Below are 18,075 nucleotides of genomic sequence, written 5' to 3'. Positions count from 1 at the left end.
GTCAGGCTCCCAGGATCGGGTAGCCGGCCTGGCGCAGCATGGCGGTCAGCGCCACCAGCGGCAGGCCGATCAGCGCGGTCGGATCGTCCGATTCCACGCGCGCCAGCAGGGCGATGCCCAGGCCCTCGGCCTTGGCGCTGCCAGCACAGTCGTACGGCGTCTCGATGCGCAGGTAGGCGTCGAGTTCGGCATCGGACAGGTTGCGGAACGTGACACGCGTCTGCACGTCGGCAAGCTGGGCCACGCCGTTGCGGCTGTCGAGCAGGCACAGGGCCGAGTGGAATGTGACGGTGCGTCCACGCATGAGCTGGAGCTGGGCCAGCGCCTTCTCGTGGGTGCCGGGCTTGCCGATCTGCAGGTCGTCGAGCGTGCAGACCTGGTCCGAGCCAATCACCAGTGCGCCCGGGTGGCGCTGGGCGATGGCTTCGGCCTTCAGGCGCGACAGCCGCAGCGCGGTGGCGTCGGGGCGTTCGCCGGGCAGCGGCGTTTCGTCGATGTCGGGCGTCGCCACCTCGAACGGCACCCGCAGGCGCGCCAGCAGGTCGCGGCGGTACGGGGAACTCGACCCGAGGATCAGGGCAGGGCGGGCATCGGAAGACATAGGAACAGGGTGGTCGCTAGGGCGGTGGCGAAAGATGGCCGGCATACGGGGCGCCAGCGGGCGCGGGTTCGTATACTTTGACCGATCCGGAAAAAACAACGTATAATCGCGCGTTTAGCTGCACAGGCACATCGTTGCCGCTCATGTGTGGCAAACAAGGCATTTCTGCGATTCAGTATGAGTCAGCCGACCCAGCCAGCGGCGTCCGCCGTGGCCTTCGACCTGCGTGAAACCGATCTCTTCGTCTTCTGCCGCAAAGGTGGCAGCGTGGCGGGAGAGGTGCCGGTGCGCGATTTGCCGCGCATCTTAGCCGAGACGGCTGCCGATGCGCCAGCGTCCACGCGGGACGAGGCATTTGCCTACACCCTCGCCGGGTTTGCGCGGGAGGAGGCGGCCGAGCCCGGCGCGCCGGCGGCGCAGCGGCTGTTCGTCGAGGTGACGGTCAACGGCCGTGTCTGGCTGGATTGCCAGCGATGCCTGGGCGTGTACGCCGAGCCTATCGCCACGAAGATGTGCTTCGAGGTGGTAGCCAGCGAGGCGGCCGCCGACGAGGCGCCGATGGACGACGACGAACTCGACGTGATCGTGGGGTCGAAGAAGTTCTCGGCGCTGGAACTGATTGAGGATGAAGTGCTGTTGGCGTTGCCGACGGCACCCAAGCATGTGGTCTGCCCCACGGTGCACGAGTCGCTCGTCACCGGGGCGGACGGCGAGGTGGAGCCCGAGGCTGCACCCGAGGAAGAAAAGCGGCCATCGCCCTTCGCGGCGCTGGCCGGCCTGAAGACCAGGCACTGACGCCGCGCGAGGCGCGGCCGGTGGCGGTCATCCAGGTAGCAGGTCAAGCATCCGGCCGGGCCCCGGCTACGCCTTGCGCAGGATGCGTGTGTTAATATCGCAAAATTCTCGAAGGAGTCATCATGGCTGTTCAACAGAACAAGAAGTCGCCGTCCAAGCGCGGCATGCATCGTTCGCACGACCATCTGTCGGTCGCCCCCCTGGCCGTCGAGCCGACCACGGGCGAAACCCACCTGCGCCACCACGTGAGCCCGAACGGCTACTACCGTGGTCGCAAGGTCATCAAGACCAAGAACGACTGACCAGGTCGTCTGGCGTGACCCTGTGTCTCGCTCGCGCACGTTGTCAGGTGTAAAACAGGAAAGCGGCAAGCTCGTTGCCGCTTTTTTGTTGGGCGCTCGGCGCCCGCACGGCAGCGTATTCGCGCGTCCGGCTGGTTGCGTCCCCGCGAACCGAGGCGGCGGGTGCCGGCGCGCTTTCCGTATCAGGAAACAATGACGATCAAGCTCGCTATCGACTGCATGGGCGGTGATCACGGAGTCTCCGTGACAGTGCCGGCGGCGATCAGTTTTCTTTCGCGTCACGACGACGCCGAGATGGTCCTCGTCGGCCTGCCCGACGCCATCGCCGCGCAGCTCAAGAAGCTGCACGCGACCGATCATCCGCGCGTGACCGTGGTGGCCGCGACCGAGGTCATCACCATGGACGACCCGGTGGAAGTGGCGCTGCGCAAGAAGAAGGATTCTTCGATGCGCGTGGCCGTGACGCAGGTCAAGGAAGGCAAGGCCGGGGCCTGTATTTCCGCCGGCAACACGGGCGCGCTGATGGCGGTGTCGCGCTACGTGCTCAAGACGCTCGAAGGCATCGAGCGGCCGGCCATCGCCACCACGATTCCGAACGAGCAGGGCTGGGGCACCACGGTGCTGGACCTGGGCGCCAATGCCGACTGCGAGCCGGAACACCTGCTGCAGTTCGCGCGCATGGCCGAGGCCATGGTGGCCGTGGTGGACCACAAGGACCACCCGACGGTGGGCCTGCTCAACATCGGCGAGGAAGTGATCAAGGGCAACGAGGTGGTCAAGGCCGCCGGCGAGCTGCTGCGCGCTTCCGAGCTCAACTTCTACGGCAACGTGGAAGGCAACGACATCTTCAAGGGCACGACGGACATCGTCGTCTGCGACGGCTTTGTCGGCAACGTGGCGCTCAAGAGCACCGAGGGCCTGGCCAAGATGATCGGCAGCATGATCAAGGAAGAATTCACCCGGTCGTGGTTCACCAAGCTGCTGGCGGCCGTGGCCATGCCGGTGCTGTCGCGCCTGGCGCGGCGGCTGGACCCGGCCCGCTACAACGGTGCCTCGCTGCTGGGCCTGCGCGGGCTGGTGATCAAGAGCCACGGATCCGCCGATGCCCATTCCTTTGAGTGGGCGATCAAACGCGGGTATGATGCGGCCAGAAATGGCGTCATCGAACGCATTGCCAAGGCCTTCGCCAACAAGTCCGGTGCCGCTGGCGCCGCGACGGCGGGCCCGGAGACAGACACACCGGACCCTCATTCCGATACCCGTGCCGCCTGAGGCCGCGCGCCCCAGGGCGGCTGGCCGGAGGGTTCGCCCGACGGCCTGGCCAGGGCGGACCGGCGAGCACCACGATCCGACACACTCATGACCAAGTACGCAAAAATCATCGGCACGGGGAGCTACCTGCCCCCGCGGCGCGTCACGAATCACGACCTGGCCGCGCAGCTTGCCGAGAAGGGCATCGAGACCAGCGACGAGTGGATCGTCTCGCGCAGCGGCATTTCGGCGCGCCACTGGGCGGAACCCGACGTCACGGCCAGCGATCTAGCGGTCAAGGCCGCCGAGCAGGCGATTGCCGCCGCCGGGATCGAGCGGCAGGACATCGACCTGATCATCGTGGCCACGTCCACGCCCGATTTCGTGTTCCCGAGCACCGCCTGCCTGGTGCAGCAGAAGCTCGGCATCACGAACCACTGCGCGGCGTTCGACCTGCAGGCGGTGTGCTCCGGCTTCGTGTACGCGATGTCGACGGCCGACAAGTTCATCCGCAGCGGATCGCACAAGAACGTGCTGGTGATCGGCACCGAAGTGTTTTCCCGCATCCTCGACTTCAACGACCGCACCACCTGCGTGCTGTTCGGCGACGGCGCCGGCGCCGTGGTGCTGACGGCCTCGGACGAGCCGGGCATCCTGTCGTCGGCCATGCATGCCGATGGCAACCACGTGGATATCCTGTGCGTGCCGGGCAACGTGTCCGGCGGCGCCATCACCGGCAATGCCTTCCTGCACATGGACGGCCAGGCGGTGTTCAAGCTGGCCGTCACGGTGCTGGACAAGGTGGCCCGCGAGGCCATCGCCGCGGCCGAGATGCAGGCTGACCAGATCGACTGGCTGATTCCGCACCAGGCCAACATCCGCATCATGCAGGGTACGGCCAAGAAGCTGGGCCTGCCCGGCGAGCGCATGGTGGCGACGGTCCACGAGCATGGCAACACCTCGGCCGCGTCGATCCCGCTGGCGCTGGACGTGGCCGTGCGCGACGGTCGCATCCAGCCGGGCCAGACCGTGCTGATGGAAGGCGTGGGCGGCGGCTTCACCTGGGGCGCGGTGCTGCTGCGCATGTAATATGCGGCCGGTGCGCGCCGCCAGCCGGCGCCGCACCGCTCGACACGATGAATAGCTAGGACTGGATTGCCGATGAAATTCGCATTCGTTTTCCCCGGACAGGGTTCGCAATCGGTTGGCATGCTCAACGCGTTCGCCGACCACCCGGTGGTGCGCGCCACGCTCGACGAAGCTTCGGCGGCGCTGGGCCAGGACATCGGCAAGCTGATTGCCGAAGGCCCGGCGGAAGAACTGAACCTGACGACCAACACCCAGCCCGTGATGCTGACCGCGGCCGTGGCCGTGTACCGCGCCTGGCTGGATGCTGGCGGTCCTGCGCCGGCGCTGGTGGCCGGCCACAGCCTCGGCGAGTATTCGGCCCTGGTGGCCGCGGGCGTGATCCCGTTTGCCGACGCGGTGCCGCTGGTGCGCTTCCGCGCCCAGGCCATGCAGGAAGCGGTGCCGGTGGGCGAGGGCGGCATGGCCGCGATCCTCGGCCTGTCCGACGATGACGTGCGCGCGGCCTGCGCCGAGGCGGCCGCGGCCGGTGTGGGCGTGGTGGAAGCCGTCAACTTCAATGCCCCGGCCCAGGTGGTGATCGCCGGCAACAAGGCCGCCGTGGAAAAGGCGTGCGAGATCGCCAAGGGCAAGGGCGCCAAGCGCGCGCTGCCGCTGCCGGTGTCGGCCCCGTTCCACTCGTCGCTGCTGAAGCCGGCATCGGACCGCCTGCGCGAGCGCATGGCCGGCCTGGCGTTCTCGGCGCCGTCGATCCCGCTGGTCAACAACGTCGACGTGGCCATCGTCAACGACCCGGACCAGATCAAGGACGCGCTGGTCCGCCAGGCCGCCGCGCCGGTGCGCTGGGTCGAGTGCGTGCAGAAGATGGCCGCCGAGGGCGTGACCCATGTCATCGAGTGCGGCCCGGGCAAGGTACTGGCCGGCATGACCAAGCGCATCGACAGCAACCTGGTGGGTGGTGCAATCTTCGATCCGGCATCGCTGCAGGAAACGCTGGCGCTGCTGAAATAAGACCAAGGAACGAACGCAACATGAGCAAGACGCTGGAAAATCAGGTCGCGCTGGTGACGGGCGCCTCGCGCGGCATCGGCCGGGCGATCGCGCTGGAACTGGCCCGCCAGGGTGCCATGGTGATCGGCACCGCCACGAGCGAGGCCGGCGCCGCGGGCATCGGCGAATACCTGTCGGCCGAAGGGCTGAAGGGGCATGGCGTGGTGCTGAACGTGAACGACGCCGCGCGCTGCGACGCCGTGATCGACGAGATCGTGAAGACGCATGGCGGCCTGGCCGTGCTGGTGAACAACGCCGGCATCACGCAGGACCAACTGGCCATGCGCATGAAGGACGACGACTGGACGGCCGTGATCGACACGAACCTGACGGCCGTGTTCCGGCTGTCGCGCGCCGTGCTGCGCCCGATGATGAAGGCCCGCGGCGGGCGCATCATCAACATCACGTCGGTGGTGGGGTCGGTCGGCAATGCGGGCCAGATGAACTACTCGGCGGCCAAGGCCGGCGTGGAGGGCATGACGCGCGCGCTGGCGGCCGAGATCGGCAGCCGTAACGTGACCGTGAACTGCGTGGCGCCGGGCTTCATCGACACGGACATGACCAAGGTCCTGTCGGAAGAGCAGCAGGCCAGCCTGAAATCGCGCATTCCGCTGGGCCGCCTCGGCCAGCCCGAGGACATCGCCAACGCGGTGGCTTTCCTGGCTGGTCCGCAGGCCGCGTACATCACGGGCACCACGCTGCACGTGAATGGCGGCATGTACATGAACTGAGGATTCTGGCCGGCTTCGGTTTCGAGGGAGAAGCCGCAAGAAGCCGGTTGAAGTGGCTGTTTTTGAAACCAATCGGGCGCGATTCTTGCAAAGATTGGCAGGCGGATTTTTTGTGGTCCAAACCTGCTAAAATGCGCCCACTTTTTGTCGAACTTCCCTGGAGGGTTACATGGACAATATCGAACAACGCGTCAAGAAAATCGTGGCTGAACAGCTTGGCGTGGCCGAGGCAGACATCAAGAACGAATCGTCGTTCGTGAATGACCTCGGTGCGGACTCGCTGGACACGGTTGAACTCGTGATGGCGTTGGAAGATGAATTCGGCATGGAAATTCCGGATGAGGAAGCCGAGAAGATCACGACCGTGCAACAAGCCATCGACTACGCCACCGCGCACGTCAAGGCTTAAGCCGTCGTCATCATATTCCGAGCCACAGAAGGCGCATGGACGGGGCCGTCACGGTCCTGTCATGCCGTTTTCTGTGGCTTTCGTCTGTTCGAAGAAGCTGTATCGGAAAGGTTTCTGGCCAACTGCCCTATGACATATGTCGGCAGCCCGCGCCGGGTCCTGAAGCATTCCGGTTCCACTTCACGCACTCGTAGGAAAGAATAGTGAGCCGTCGTCGCGTCGTCGTCACTGGGCTCGGCCTTGTGTCTCCGGTCGGAAACACGGTTGCCGAAGGCTGGGCCAATCTGGTTGCCGGCAAGTCCGGCATCGCCACCGTCACCAAATTCGATCACTCCGCCCTGGCAGTTCATTTTGCCGGCGAGGTGAAGGGCTTCAACGCCGAGGAATACATCCCGGCCAAGGAAGCCCGCAATATGGATACCTTCATCCATTTCGGCATTGCGGCTGGTTCGCAGGCGCTGAAGGACAGCGGTCTGGAAGTGACCGACGCCAACGCCGACCGCGTGGGCGTGCTGGTGGGCTCGGGCATCGGCGGCCTGCCGATGATCGAGGACACGCAGATGACGCTGGCCAACCGCGGCCCGCGCCGGATTTCGCCGTTCTTCGTGCCGGGGTCGATCATCAACATGATCTCGGGCCACCTGTCGATCATCCACGGCCTGAAGGGTCCGAACCTGGCGGCCGTGACGGCCTGCACGACCGGCCTGCACAGCATCGGCCTGGCCGCCCGCCTGATCCAGGCCGGCGACGCCGACGTGATGCTGGCCGGCGGCGCCGAGTCGACGGTCTCGCCGCTGGGTATCGGCGGCTTTGCCGCGGCGCGCGCGCTGTCCACCCGCAACGAGGACCCGGCTACCGCGTCGCGTCCGTGGGACAAGGACCGCGACGGCTTCGTGCTGGGCGAGGGCGCCGGCGTGATGGTGCTGGAAGAGTACGAATCGGCCAAGGCCCGGGACGCCCGGATCTACGCCGAGTTGGTCGGCTTCGGCATGAGCGGCGACGCGTTCCACATGACCGCCCCCAATACCGACGGCCCGCGCCGTTGCATGGTGGCGGCCCTGAAGGACGCCGGCGTGAATCCGGACGAGGTGAACTACCTGAACGCGCATGGCACGTCGACGCCGCTGGGCGACAAGAACGAGTCCGACGCGATCAAGCTGGCGCTGGGCAACGCCGCCTACAAGGTGGCCGTCAACTCGACCAAGTCGATGACCGGCCACCTGCTGGGTGGCGCGGGCGGCCTGGAATCGGTCTTCACGGTGCTGGCGCTGCACAATCAGGTGTCGCCGCCGACGATCAACATCTTCAACCAGGATCCCGAGTGCGACCTGGACTACGTGGCCAACACCGCGCGTGACATGAAGATCGACGTGGCCGTGAAGAACAACTTCGGCTTCGGCGGTACCAACGGCACGCTCGTTTTCCGCCGTATCTGAACGCGCGGCAGCCGTCGCGCGGGACCGGGCCCTTCGACCGGAGGGCCCGGTCTCCATTCCGCATGTTCCCGGTTCGTTCCCTGCCGCGGTTGCACACCGGTGCAACCGCGCAACCCGGCAAGTGAACCAATTTGCGTCTCCGCGGTCACAGAATGCGCTTTGCGACACCCAGCGGCGCCCCGATCGTAGGTAAAATACAACGCTTGTCGTGACGACGAAACCAAGAGATACACTGCAGCAGGTGAACCATTCGTGAGCGAACGCGAAGCCGATCAGCTTCTAGTTGAACGCGTCCAGCAGGGCGACAAGAAGGCCTTTGAACTGCTGGTGGTCAAGTACCACCGGAAGATCATCCGCCTGATCTCGCGCCTTGTCCGGGACCCCGCAGAAGTGGAGGATGTGGCGCAGGATGCCTTTATCAAGGCCTACCGTGCCCTGCCCCAGTTCCGGGGGGAGTCCGCCTTCTACACGTGGCTGTACCGGATCGCTGTCAACACTGCCAAGAACTACCTGGCGACCCAGGGGCGCCGTCCCGAAGCCTCCAGCGATATCGATGCCGAAGAGGCTGAAACTTTTGCGGACGGTGAGCAACTAAGGGATATCAATACGCCGGAGTCCATGCTGCACACGCGCCAGGTTGCCGATACGGTAAACCGCGCGATGGAAGCATTGCCCGAGGAATTACGTACCGCCATCACGCTGCGCGAGATCGAAGGCCTCAGCTACGAGGAGATCGCGGAGGCGATGGGGTGTCCGATCGGCACGGTGCGCTCGCGGATCTTCCGGGCGCGCGAGGCGATTGCGGAAAAATTGCGGCCCCTGCTGGGAACGGCAGAGGGCAAGCGGTGGTAAGTAAGAATGTCGTGCAGCCAGCGTTGCAGCCTATTCCTGCATCGATAAACGACAAGCGGTAGTGACGGGATTTATCGGTGTTTCATGGAATTTCTTGGGGTTGGAAATGGGTCAGGCTCATAAGCAGTCGGTTCATGTAATGGAAGCAGCGGAGCAGGTCTCCATCCTGATGGATGGTGAGCTGACGGCGCACGAAGTCGACGCGGCGCTCGATATCGCGAAAGACGATAGCGGGATGGCCGACTGGTCGATGTATCAACTGATCGGTGACACGCTGCGCTCGGAAGAGCTGTCGCACGCGGGGTCCACCGCCGATTTTCTTTCCCGGTTTTCTGCCCGGCTCGAGGCCGAACCGCACGTGCTGGTGCCGGCGGTAGCCGCCGCACGCCGCCACCGCCTGCTGGTGCGCCCGTCGTGGGTGCGCCGCGTGGTGCCCGGTACGGCAATCGCCGCCGCCGTGGCCGCCGTGAGCTGGGTGGTCGTGCCGCAGATGCGCGGCACGGGTGACGTAGGAGCGCCGGACGCCATCGTGGCGCGCGCCGACCAGCAGCCTGGCAGCGCGATGAAGGCCGGTGCGCCGGTCGCGGCCGCGCCGGGCGGCATCGTTACCGTCTCCGCCGACAGCGCGCAGATGATCCGCGATCCGCGGCTCGACGAATACCTGCGTGCGCACCGCACGTCGGTGGCGACCGACGCCTTTGTGCCGACCATGCGCACAGTGGCCAACGGTGCCAACTTCTCCCAGGATAATTCGCAGGAATAATGCCGGACATGCATAAAGGACGGTCGCCCGTAAATGTAGCGGGCGTACATGGAAGGAAGGGCCTGCGCAGGTCCTTTTTTCTGGCCTTGTGTCTGACTGCTGCCGCGGCCACCGCGCAGCCGTCGGACAGCACGCTGAACCGACGCGATGCCACCGCGTGGCTCAACAAGATTCATCGCGCCGCCCAGCGCGAGAACTACGTCGGCACGCTGATCTACCAGCGCGGCAGCGTCATGCATGCCTCGCGTATCCAGCATTACAGCGACCTCGCGCACAACGAGTACGAACGCCTGGAGACCCTGGACGGCAAGCCGCGCGAGGTGCTGCGCCAGAACGACGTCGTGCATAGCCTGATTCCCGAGGCGAAGCTCGTCGTGGTCGAGAAGCAGGAGGCGAAGGACCGCTTCCCGGCGCTGCTGGCCACGAACAAGAGCGACGTGCTCGATCTGTACGACATGCGCAAGCTGCCGGCGGAGCGCGTTGCCGGTGTCGAGTGCGAGGTATTCGCGCTGGAGCCGCATGATTCGGCCCGGTACGCCGTGCGCCTCTGGGCGGACCGCAACTCCGGCCTGCTGATGCGCGCCCAGACCATCGGCGAAGGCGGCAAGGTGCTGGAGCAGGTGGCGTTCTCGCAGGTCGACATCGGCGTGCCGTCGGACAAGCAACGCATCCTGAACGCCATCAAGGCTGCGGCGTCGTGGAACCACTACGAGGTCAGCTACCAGTCGGCCAATATCGCCGACGAGGGCTGGACCATCAACACCCCGATCAAGGGGTTCCAGAAGATTCGCGAAGTCCGCCGCCCGCTGGGCGAATTGCGGACCCCGCCGCAGGGCAGCAAGCCCGCCGGCGTGTTCGAGGTGCTGCAGGTGGTGTACAGCGATGGGCTGACCGGCCTGTCGGTGTTCATCGAGCCGGTCTCGGAACAACGTGCCCGCCGCGAAGGCGTGGCCTCGCTCGGGGCGACCCAGGTGGTGGTGCGACGGGTGTCCGACTACTGGATCACCGTGGTCGGTGAAGTGCCGGCCGCCACCGTCAAGCAGTTCGCAGCCGGCGTGGAGTACCGCCCGCCCAAGGCGTTACACTGAGCCAGTTCCTGGTGTGTCGGCGGGGCAGCGAATCCCGCGCCGGACCACCAGGCCGTGCGCTTCGCAGGCGCCCCCGGCCAAGCCTGCCGCGAAGCAACCGTTTCTCGCTGATTCTCCCGGGAGTTCGTCGATGATTTCCAGATCCCCAGCCCTGGCGCGGGCCATGGTCATGGTGGCCATGCTTGTGCTTGGTCCGGCCGTATCCGAACTGGGCCACGCCCAGGCCGCGGCCTCGAATTACAACCTGCCCGATTTCACCGATCTGGTCGAAAAGGCGAGTCCCGCCGTGGTCAATATCCGCACCACGGAGCGCGTGCGCTCGCGCGGCAATTCTCCCGAGGACGACGAGATGGCGGAGTTCTTCCGCCGCTTCTTCGGCGTCCCGATGCCCGGCACGCCCACGCCGCCGCGCCGCGGCCAGCCGCAGACGCCGCCCCAGGGCGAAGAGCAGAGCCGGGGCGTGGGGTCGGGGTTCATCATCAGCGCCGACGGCTACGTGATGACCAACGCCCACGTCGTGGCGGACGCCGAGACCATCTACGTCACGCTGCCCGACAAGCGCGAGTTCAAGGCCAAGCTGATCGGTTCCGACAAGCGCACGGACGTGGCGCTGCTCAAGATCGAGGCGAGCAACCTGCCGCGCCTGGCGCTTGGCGATTCGGACAAGATCCGGCCGGGCGAGTGGGTGCTGGCCATTGGCTCGCCGTTCGGACTCGACAACAGCGTGACCGCCGGCATCGTGTCGGCCAAGGGCCGCGATACGGGCGACTACCTGCCGTTCATCCAGACCGACGTGGCCGTGAACCCCGGCAACTCGGGCGGGCCGCTGATCAACCTGCGCGGCGAAGTCATCGGGATCAACTCGCAGATCTATAGCCGCAGCGGTGGCTACATGGGCATTTCATTCGCGATTCCGATCGACGAGGCGATGCGCGTGACCGAGCAGCTCAAGACGAGCGGCCGGGTGACGCGCGGCCGGATCGCCGTGGCGATCAGCGATGTGTCGAAGGAAGCCGCCGACTCGCTAGGGCTGGGCCGGGCGCGGGGCGCGCTGGTCGGCAGCGTCGAACCGGGTGGTCCGGCGGAAAAGGCCGGCATCGAGGCCGGCGACATCATCCTGAAGTTCAACGGCCGCGACATCGAGAAGGCGTCCGACCTGCCGCGCATGGTCGGCGATACCAAGCCGGGCACCCGCGTGCCGCTGCAGGTGTGGCGCAAGGGCCAGACGCGCGACGTGCAGATCACCGTGGCCGAGCTGGAGCCGGATGGCGCCAAGTCCGCCGCCCGCAAGGGGGATCGCCGTGGCAACAGCGGCGGCGAGGAGCAGCAGGCCGCCAAGCCGAACGCGCTGGGGCTGGTGGTCAGCGACATTGCCGAGACCAAGCTGCGCGAGCTGAAGATCAAGTCTGGCGTGGAGGTCGAGACGGCCGACGGCCCGGCGGCCCGCGCCGGCATCCGGCCCGGCGACGTGATCCTGCGCGTCGGCGACACCGATATCACGGGCGCGCGCCAGTTCAACGAGCTGGTCAAGGGGCTCGATCGCAACCGGATGGCCGCAGTGTTCGTGCGACGCGGCGACGCCACGCAGGTGCTGACGCTGCGTCCGAGCCAGAGCCGTTAAGGCGCTGGGGCACGGAAATGGCCCGTTTCGGGCCGTTCGTCGGCCAGGAAATCGCGCCGGAGGGCATCTCCGGCGCGTTTTTTCTTGGCGCGTGCGCGGGGCGCCATGCCGGACGGCGGCCGGCGCGCCACGCGCCACCCATTTCCCGCGACGGAAGTCCTTGAAACTACTGTAAAATCGCGGATTGGCGCAAAATCCTGCGCCCCTCCTTTCTTGCCGCGCCCGCGCCATCTGACTTGCCGGGCCGCGCTGGCGCTTTCCAGATCATTAGATGGACCATATTCGTAATTTTTCGATCATTGCCCACATCGACCACGGTAAATCGACCCTGGCCGATCGGATCATTCAGCGCTGTGGCGGGCTGTCGGATCGGGAAATGGAAGCGCAGGTGCTCGACTCGATGGACATCGAGAAAGAGCGCGGCATCACGATCAAGGCCCAGACCGCCGCGTTGAGCTACAAGGCGCGCGACGGCCAGGTCTACAACCTCAACCTGATCGACACGCCGGGCCACGTCGACTTCAGCTACGAAGTCAGCCGCTCGCTGTCGGCGTGCGAAGGCGCGCTGCTGGTCGTCGATGCGTCGCAGGGCGTGGAAGCGCAGACTGTGGCCAACTGCTACACCGCCATCGAGCTGGGCGTGGAAGTGGTGCCGGTGCTGAACAAGATTGACTTGCCGCAGGCCGATCCGGACAACGCCAAGCAGGAAATCGAGGACGTCATCGGCATCGACGCGAGCGACGCCACGCCGTGCTCGGCCAAGACCGGCCAGGGCGTGGAAGACGTGATCGAGGCGCTGATCGCCAAGGTGCCGCCGCCCAAGGGCAACGCGGACGCGCCGCTGCAGGCGCTGATCATCGACTCGTGGTTCGACAACTACGTCGGCGTGGTGATGCTGGTGCGCGTGGTCAACGGCACGCTGCGTCCCAAGGACAAGATCCTGCTGATGGCCACCGGGGCGCAGCACCTGACCGAGCAAGTGGGCGTATTTTCGCCAAAATCGATCCAGCGCGACGCGCTGACGGCCGGGCAGGTGGGCTTCGTCATCGCCGGCATCAAGGAACTGAAGGCGGCCAAGGTCGGCGACACGATCACCACGATCCAGCGCCGGGCGGAAGCACCGCTGCCCGGCTTCAAGGAAGTCAAGCCGCAGGTGTTTGCCGGCCTGTATCCGGTGGAAGCCAACCAGTACGAAGCGCTGCGCGAATCGCTGGAAAAGCTGCGCCTGAACGACGCGTCGCTGCAGTTCGAGCCGGAAGTCTCGCAGGCGCTTGGCTTCGGCTTCCGCTGCGGCTTCCTGGGCCTGCTGCACATGGAAATCGTGCAGGAACGGCTGGAGCGCGAATTCGACATGGACCTGATCACGACCGCGCCGACCGTGGTCTACCAGGTCCAGTTGCGCGACGGCACGATGGTGACGGTGGAAAACCCGGCCAAAATGCCCGATCCGAGCCGGATCGAGGCAATTCTGGAACCGATCGTGACCGTCAACCTGTATATGCCGCAGGATTATGTCGGCTCGGTGATCACGCTGTGCACGCAGAAACGCGGCTCGCAGATCAACATGAGCTACCACGGCAAGCAGGTGCAACTGACATACGAGATTCCCATGGCGGAAATCGTCATGGATTTCTTTGACCGGCTGAAATCCGTGTCGCGCGGTTATGCGTCGATGGATTACGAATTCAAGGAGTATCGTCCGTCCGACGTGGTCAAGGTCGACATCCTGATCAACAGCGACAAGGTCGACGCGCTGTCCGTCATCGTGCACCGCTCGAACTCGCAATACCGCGGGCGCGAGGTGGCGGCCAAGATGCGGGAAATCATTCCGCGCCAGATGTACGACGTGGCCATCCAGGCCGCCATCGGGTCGAACATCATCGCGCGCGAGAACGTCAAGGCGCTGCGCAAAAACGTGCTGGCCAAATGCTATGGCGGCGATATTTCGCGGAAAAAGAAACTGCTGGAAAAGCAGAAAGCCGGCAAGAAGCGGATGAAGCAGGTGGGCACGGTGGAAATCCCGCAGGAAGCCTTCCTGGCCATCCTGCAGGTGGACGACAAATAAGCGTCGCCAGCCGGCCGGAAACTCCGGGCGATACCAACAAAATAGACATCACTCCAAGCCGTCATGAATTTTGCACTGATCCTTTTCGTGCTGGTCGTCATTACGGGCATTGCCTGGGTTGCTGACAAGCTGGTCTTCGAACGCCAGCGCCGCAGCGTCACACAACTGGCGCTGGCCGAGTTCGACTCGCAGCGCCAGTACATGCAGGCCGGGCAGGGCACCGCCGATCTGGATCGCTCGCGCGCCAGGCTGGCCGAGGAAAAAATGCGCCAGCCGTGGTGGCTGGAATATTCGGCGAGCTTCTTCCCGGTCATCCTGGCCGTATTCGTGCTGCGCTCGTTCGTGGTCGAACCGTTCAAGATTCCTTCCGGATCGATGATCCCGACGCTGCTGATCGGCGATTTCATCCTGGTGAACAAGTATGAATACGGCATCCGGCTGCCGGTCGTGAACAAGAAGGTCGTCGATATCGGCGAGCCGCAGCGTGGCGACGTGATGGTGTTCCGTTACCCGAAGGACGAATCGCTCGACTACATCAAGCGCGTGATTGGCGTGCCGGGCGACGTGGTGCGCTACGAGAACAAGAAGCTGACGATCAATGGCAAGCCCGCCGAATACAGCCAGTTGCCGGAATACCTTGATGAGGAACGGCTGGCCTACTCGAAGCATTTCACCGAAAAGCTGCCGGGCGGCCCCGAACATGGCATCCTGAACGACGCGGACCGGCCGGCATTCGTGGCGGGCGCCGATCCGGATTTTCCGTTCCGCGATAACTGCACTTACAATCAGCAGGGCCTGACGTGCAAGGTGCCGGAAGGTCACTATTTCGTCATGGGAGATAACCGTGACAACAGCCTCGATTCCCGTTACTGGGGGTTCGTGCCGGACAAGAATATCGTCGGCAAGGCCTTCATGATCTGGATGAATCTGGGCAATTTCGGGCGCGTGGGGTCGTTCAAATAAGCAGTTGGCGGCTCCAGGCGGCGCAAAACACTCACTAAAGAGGGCAGCGCGATGGGTCAGCAGTTTGGGGTTAATCGGGGGAAAGTCCGTGCTTTGGTGATCGATAGATCACTTGGATTTTCGTTGGGGTCGATGCTGGTCGTCGTCATTCTGATTGCGGCGGTCGCATTGCCGGCACTGAAATCGTTACCCAGTGCCATGGAATATTTCTCGGTCAAGCGCGCGATCAATTACGCCCGTGACCGGGCCATGAACCGCAAGGATGTGGCCGCCAATTTCGACAGGCAGGCCCAGATCGACAACATCACCTCGATCCGGGGTGAGGATCTGGACGTGAACGAGGACGAAACCGGCCGAATCCGGTCCATCGGCTTCGAATACCGGACCGAAGTGAAGGTCTACGGACCGTTGAGCTTTTTGATTACCTATTCGGGAACGCAGTAAAGACATGACCCTCGACGCCTTGCAGCAACGTCTCGGCTACCGATTCAGCAAGCCCGAATTGCTGCAGCAGGCGCTCACGCATCGCAGTCATAATGCGCAGCACAACGAACGGCTGGAATTCCTGGGCGATTCGGTGCTCAACTGCGCGGTGGCGGACATGCTCTACGGCATGTTCGGCAAGCTGGACGAGGGCGACCTGTCGCGCGTGCGCGCCAACCTGGTCAAGCAGCAGGCGCTGTACGAGATTGCGCAGATGCTGCAACTGTCCGACGCGCTGCGCCTGGGCGAGGGCGAACTGAAGAGCGGCGGTTTCCGCCGCCCCTCGATCCTTGCCGATGCGCTGGAGGCCATCGTCGGCGCGGTCTTTCTCGATAGCGGATTCGACGCCGCCCGGGCGCTGATCCGCAAGCTGTATATCCCCATTCTGGAGCAGGTCGATCCGCGCACGCTGGGCAAGGATGCCAAGACGCTGCTCCAGGAGTACCTGCAGGGCCACAAGATTGCCCTGCCGCAGTACAACGTCATAGCCACGCACGGCGCGGCGCACAGCCAGCAATTTGAAGTCGAGTGCATCGTGCCTAAACTGGAGGTGCGCGTGTTCGGCACCGGCGCGTCGCGCCGGGCGGCCGAGCAGGCGGCGGCCAAGCTGGCGCTGGACGAAGTCCAGAAGCTGGTGCCGCAGTTGCTCAAGCGCAGCCGTGCCGAACGCACGGGCAAGACGCGCAAGCAGCCGGTGCCGCCGGATCCCCAGTTGTCTCTCAGGTTGAAGGAATGACCGATTCTCTCCCTCCGCAGCAGGATGCTGCGGACCCGTCCGGTGCCCCGGCTTTCCGCTGCGGCACCGTGGCCATCGTTGGCCGCCCCAATGTCGGCAAATCCACGCTGATGAACGCGCTGGTCGGCCAGAAGGTCAGCATCACGTCGCGCAAGGCGCAGACCACGCGCCACCGCATCGTCGGGATCCAGACCACGGACGACGCCCAATACGTGTTCGCGGACACGCCGGGCTTCCAGACGCGGCACGCCAGCGCGCTGAACCGGTCGCTGAACCGCGCCGTCACGTCGACGCTGTCGTCGGTGGATGTGGTGCTGTTCGTCGTGGAAGCCGGCTATTTCGGCCCCGATGACGAAAAGGTGCTGACGCTGCTGCCGAAGAACGTGCCGGTGCTGCTGGTCTGCAACAAGCTCGACCGCATCGGCGAAGGCCGCTATGAAGTGATGATGCCGTTCCTGGAGCAGATGGGGCAGCGCTTTCCGTTCACGGAAGTGGTGCCGATGTCGGCCAAGACACGCGACCACATCCAGCGGCTGCTGGCCATCATCCGCCCGTTCCTGCCCGAAGGCGAGCCGATGTACGATGTCGACGCCATGACGGACCGCAGCGAGCGCTTTCTGGCGTCGGAAATCATCCGCGAGAAGGTGTTCCGCTGGACCGGTGACGAACTGCCGTACACGAGCACCGTCGTCATCGACAAGTTCGAGACCGAAGGCCGGCTGCGTCGGGTGTTCGCCACGATCCTGGTCGAGCGCGACGCCCACAAGGCCATGATCATCGGCAACAAGGGCAGCAAGCTCAAGCAGATCTCCACCGAGGCGCGCCTGGACATGGAGAAGCTGTTCGACGGCAAGGTCTACCTGGAGATGTGGATCAAGGTCAAGAGCGGCTGGGCCGACAACGAAGCCGGACTGCGCGCCTACGGCTACGAGTGAGCAAGATGCCCGACGTGCGCCGCGCCGCCGCGCCGCGTGCGCGCAGTGCCGATCCGATTGCCGAGGAAGCGGCCGAGGTGCTGGAGTCGGGTGGCATTCCCGCGCTGAACCCGGCCGTGGCCGCCGGCCGCGAGATGATGGACCGCGCCATGCGGATCGTGCCGGCGCGCTCCGAACTGCGCGTCAGCAACGAGGCCGGCTTTGTGCTGCACGCCTACCCGTACCGCGAAACGAGCCTGATCCTGGACGTGTTCACACGCGACCACGGCCGCATGGCGATGGTCGCCAAGGGCGCCAAGCGCCCGCATTCGGCGCTGCGGCCGGTGCTCCAGCATTTCCACCCGATCGCGCTGTCCTGGACGGGGCGGGGCGAGGTCAAGACGCTGACCAAGGCCGAGTACGTCGGCGGCATGCTGCCGCTGGCCGGCGATGCGCTGCTCTCGGGCTTCTATCTCAACGAACTGCTATTGCGTTTCTGCCCGCGCGAAGACGCGCATCCGGCGTTGTTCAAGCACTACATGATCACGCTGACGCGGCTGGCGCATGGCGAATCGGCCAGCCTGGTGCTGCGCAGCTTCGAGCGGGTGCTGCTGCAGGAAACCGGCTTTGCGGTGGCGTTCGACCAGTGCACCAAGACCGGCGAGCGCGTGCAGGCGGGGCTGGACTACGTCTATCAGCCCGAGCGCGGCGTGCGGCGCGCGCAGGCGAGCGATCCGTCGAGCTGGCCGGTGGTATCGGGCCAGACGCTGCTGGACATGGCGCAGGACGACTACGGCCGCGCACAAACGGTTACGCAAAGCCGCGCGCTGATGCGGTTCCTGCTGCATTATTATCTGCAGGGCGAGCCGCTGAAGACGCGCCAGATCCTGATCGACCTGCAGTACCTTTGATTTCCCTTATCCCGAGCA

Annotated in this window: 19 protein-coding genes; 18 read left to right on the top strand and 1 reads right to left on the bottom strand. The window is 65.1% G+C overall.

What is annotated here, in order from left to right; genetic code table 11:
• Window position 1: 1 nt before the first annotated feature.
• Window positions 2-601, bottom strand: coding sequence for a Maf-like protein (locus tag EPAKOI_RS10690; protein WP_124683809.1), 600 nt, complete (start codon window positions 599-601; stop codon window positions 2-4).
• Window positions 602-778: 177 nt separating this feature from the next.
• Between EPAKOI_RS10690 and EPAKOI_RS10685 the strand changes: the two genes are divergently transcribed.
• From EPAKOI_RS10685 to recO, 18 genes are all read left to right on the top strand, one after another.
• The gene (locus EPAKOI_RS10685) at window positions 779-1,396 is read left to right on the top strand and encodes a YceD family protein (RefSeq protein ID WP_423192177.1); all 618 of its coding nucleotides are present in this window, start codon (window positions 779-781) and stop codon (window positions 1,394-1,396) included.
• 122 nt (window positions 1,397-1,518) lie between these two features.
• On the top strand, window positions 1,519-1,698 hold the full coding sequence (gene rpmF, locus EPAKOI_RS10680; RefSeq protein ID WP_008644820.1) for a 50S ribosomal protein L32: 180 nt from the start codon (window positions 1,519-1,521) through the stop codon (window positions 1,696-1,698).
• 192 nt (window positions 1,699-1,890) lie between these two features.
• The gene (plsX, locus tag EPAKOI_RS10675; RefSeq protein ID WP_124683811.1) at window positions 1,891-2,970 is read left to right on the top strand and encodes a phosphate acyltransferase PlsX; all 1,080 of its coding nucleotides are present in this window, start codon (window positions 1,891-1,893) and stop codon (window positions 2,968-2,970) included.
• 87 nt (window positions 2,971-3,057) lie between these two features.
• Complete coding sequence (locus tag EPAKOI_RS10670; protein ID WP_124683812.1) at window positions 3,058-4,038, top strand: beta-ketoacyl-ACP synthase III; 981 nt, start codon at window positions 3,058-3,060, stop codon at window positions 4,036-4,038.
• A 72-nt stretch (window positions 4,039-4,110) separates the two neighbouring features.
• Window positions 4,111-5,046 (top strand): ACP S-malonyltransferase, encoded by a 936-nt coding sequence (gene fabD / locus EPAKOI_RS10665; RefSeq protein ID WP_124683813.1) that lies wholly within the window; start codon window positions 4,111-4,113, stop codon window positions 5,044-5,046.
• A gap of 20 nt (window positions 5,047-5,066) precedes the next feature.
• The gene (gene fabG, locus EPAKOI_RS10660; RefSeq protein ID WP_124683814.1) at window positions 5,067-5,816 is read left to right on the top strand and encodes a 3-oxoacyl-ACP reductase FabG; all 750 of its coding nucleotides are present in this window, start codon (window positions 5,067-5,069) and stop codon (window positions 5,814-5,816) included.
• A gap of 169 nt (window positions 5,817-5,985) precedes the next feature.
• Window positions 5,986-6,225 carry an acyl carrier protein gene (acpP, locus tag EPAKOI_RS10655; RefSeq protein WP_008644813.1) on the top strand — a complete coding sequence of 80 codons (240 nt, stop codon included), beginning with the start codon at window positions 5,986-5,988 and terminating at the stop codon, window positions 6,223-6,225.
• Window positions 6,226-6,428: 203 nt separating this feature from the next.
• Window positions 6,429-7,661: a beta-ketoacyl-ACP synthase II gene (gene fabF, locus EPAKOI_RS10650; protein ID WP_423192176.1), complete on the top strand. Its 1,233-nt coding sequence runs from the start codon at window positions 6,429-6,431 to the stop codon at window positions 7,659-7,661.
• Window positions 7,662-7,913: 252 nt separating this feature from the next.
• The gene (gene rpoE, locus EPAKOI_RS10645) at window positions 7,914-8,513 is read left to right on the top strand and encodes an RNA polymerase sigma factor RpoE (RefSeq protein ID WP_092594264.1); all 600 of its coding nucleotides are present in this window, start codon (window positions 7,914-7,916) and stop codon (window positions 8,511-8,513) included.
• Between the two features lie 106 nt (window positions 8,514-8,619).
• Window positions 8,620-9,276 (top strand): sigma-E factor negative regulatory protein, encoded by a 657-nt coding sequence (locus tag EPAKOI_RS10640; RefSeq protein ID WP_313835375.1) that lies wholly within the window; start codon window positions 8,620-8,622, stop codon window positions 9,274-9,276.
• A gap of 8 nt (window positions 9,277-9,284) precedes the next feature.
• Complete coding sequence (locus EPAKOI_RS10635; protein WP_124683816.1) at window positions 9,285-10,364, top strand: MucB/RseB C-terminal domain-containing protein; 1,080 nt, start codon at window positions 9,285-9,287, stop codon at window positions 10,362-10,364.
• A gap of 130 nt (window positions 10,365-10,494) precedes the next feature.
• Complete coding sequence (locus EPAKOI_RS10630; protein ID WP_124683817.1) at window positions 10,495-11,985, top strand: DegQ family serine endoprotease; 1,491 nt, start codon at window positions 10,495-10,497, stop codon at window positions 11,983-11,985.
• 271 nt (window positions 11,986-12,256) lie between these two features.
• Window positions 12,257-14,050, top strand: coding sequence for a translation elongation factor 4 (gene lepA, locus EPAKOI_RS10625; protein WP_124683818.1), 1,794 nt, complete (start codon window positions 12,257-12,259; stop codon window positions 14,048-14,050).
• Window positions 14,051-14,113: 63 nt separating this feature from the next.
• Window positions 14,114-15,013 carry a signal peptidase I gene (lepB, locus tag EPAKOI_RS10620; protein ID WP_124683819.1) on the top strand — a complete coding sequence of 300 codons (900 nt, stop codon included), beginning with the start codon at window positions 14,114-14,116 and terminating at the stop codon, window positions 15,011-15,013.
• A 132-nt stretch (window positions 15,014-15,145) separates the two neighbouring features.
• Window positions 15,146-15,457: a DUF4845 domain-containing protein gene (locus EPAKOI_RS10615; protein WP_253699806.1), complete on the top strand. Its 312-nt coding sequence runs from the start codon at window positions 15,146-15,148 to the stop codon at window positions 15,455-15,457.
• A 4-nt stretch (window positions 15,458-15,461) separates the two neighbouring features.
• Window positions 15,462-16,232 (top strand): ribonuclease III, encoded by a 771-nt coding sequence (rnc, locus tag EPAKOI_RS10610; RefSeq protein WP_124683821.1) that lies wholly within the window; start codon window positions 15,462-15,464, stop codon window positions 16,230-16,232.
• Window positions 16,229-17,167, top strand: a complete 939-nt coding sequence (gene era / locus EPAKOI_RS10605) for a GTPase Era (RefSeq protein ID WP_124683822.1) — start codon at window positions 16,229-16,231, stop codon at window positions 17,165-17,167. The genes rnc and era overlap by 4 nt, the downstream gene beginning before the upstream one ends.
• A gap of 5 nt (window positions 17,168-17,172) precedes the next feature.
• Window positions 17,173-18,057, top strand: coding sequence for a DNA repair protein RecO (recO, locus tag EPAKOI_RS10600; RefSeq protein WP_423192175.1), 885 nt, complete (start codon window positions 17,173-17,175; stop codon window positions 18,055-18,057).
• Window positions 18,058-18,075: the final 18 nt, after the last annotated feature.

The sequence above is a fragment of the Cupriavidus sp. H18C2 genome (assembly GCF_049393795.1).
In the GTDB taxonomy this organism is placed as follows: Bacteria; Pseudomonadota; Gammaproteobacteria; order Burkholderiales; family Burkholderiaceae; genus Cupriavidus; species Cupriavidus pauculus_C.
Note: the sequence above shows the minus strand (reverse complement) of the source record. Positions and strands in the feature narration are given on the sequence as shown.

Coding starts and splice junctions, on each gene's coding strand:
- EPAKOI_RS10690 (WP_124683809.1), bottom strand. CDS start 601: ATGTCTTCCGATGCCCGCCCTGCCCTGATCCTCGGGTCGAGTTCCCCG.
- EPAKOI_RS10685 (WP_423192177.1), top strand. CDS start 779: ATGAGTCAGCCGACCCAGCCAGCGGCGTCCGCCGTGGCCTTCGACCTG.
- rpmF (WP_008644820.1), top strand. CDS start 1,519: ATGGCTGTTCAACAGAACAAGAAGTCGCCGTCCAAGCGCGGCATGCAT.
- plsX (WP_124683811.1), top strand. CDS start 1,891: ATGACGATCAAGCTCGCTATCGACTGCATGGGCGGTGATCACGGAGTC.
- EPAKOI_RS10670 (WP_124683812.1), top strand. CDS start 3,058: ATGACCAAGTACGCAAAAATCATCGGCACGGGGAGCTACCTGCCCCCG.
- fabD (WP_124683813.1), top strand. CDS start 4,111: ATGAAATTCGCATTCGTTTTCCCCGGACAGGGTTCGCAATCGGTTGGC.
- fabG (WP_124683814.1), top strand. CDS start 5,067: ATGAGCAAGACGCTGGAAAATCAGGTCGCGCTGGTGACGGGCGCCTCG.
- acpP (WP_008644813.1), top strand. CDS start 5,986: ATGGACAATATCGAACAACGCGTCAAGAAAATCGTGGCTGAACAGCTT.
- EPAKOI_RS10640 (WP_313835375.1), top strand. CDS start 8,620: ATGGGTCAGGCTCATAAGCAGTCGGTTCATGTAATGGAAGCAGCGGAG.
- EPAKOI_RS10635 (WP_124683816.1), top strand. CDS start 9,285: ATGCATAAAGGACGGTCGCCCGTAAATGTAGCGGGCGTACATGGAAGG.
- EPAKOI_RS10630 (WP_124683817.1), top strand. CDS start 10,495: ATGATTTCCAGATCCCCAGCCCTGGCGCGGGCCATGGTCATGGTGGCC.
- lepA (WP_124683818.1), top strand. CDS start 12,257: ATGGACCATATTCGTAATTTTTCGATCATTGCCCACATCGACCACGGT.
- lepB (WP_124683819.1), top strand. CDS start 14,114: ATGAATTTTGCACTGATCCTTTTCGTGCTGGTCGTCATTACGGGCATT.
- EPAKOI_RS10615 (WP_253699806.1), top strand. CDS start 15,146: ATGCTGGTCGTCGTCATTCTGATTGCGGCGGTCGCATTGCCGGCACTG.
- rnc (WP_124683821.1), top strand. CDS start 15,462: ATGACCCTCGACGCCTTGCAGCAACGTCTCGGCTACCGATTCAGCAAG.
- era (WP_124683822.1), top strand. CDS start 16,229: ATGACCGATTCTCTCCCTCCGCAGCAGGATGCTGCGGACCCGTCCGGT.
- recO (WP_423192175.1), top strand. CDS start 17,173: ATGCCCGACGTGCGCCGCGCCGCCGCGCCGCGTGCGCGCAGTGCCGAT.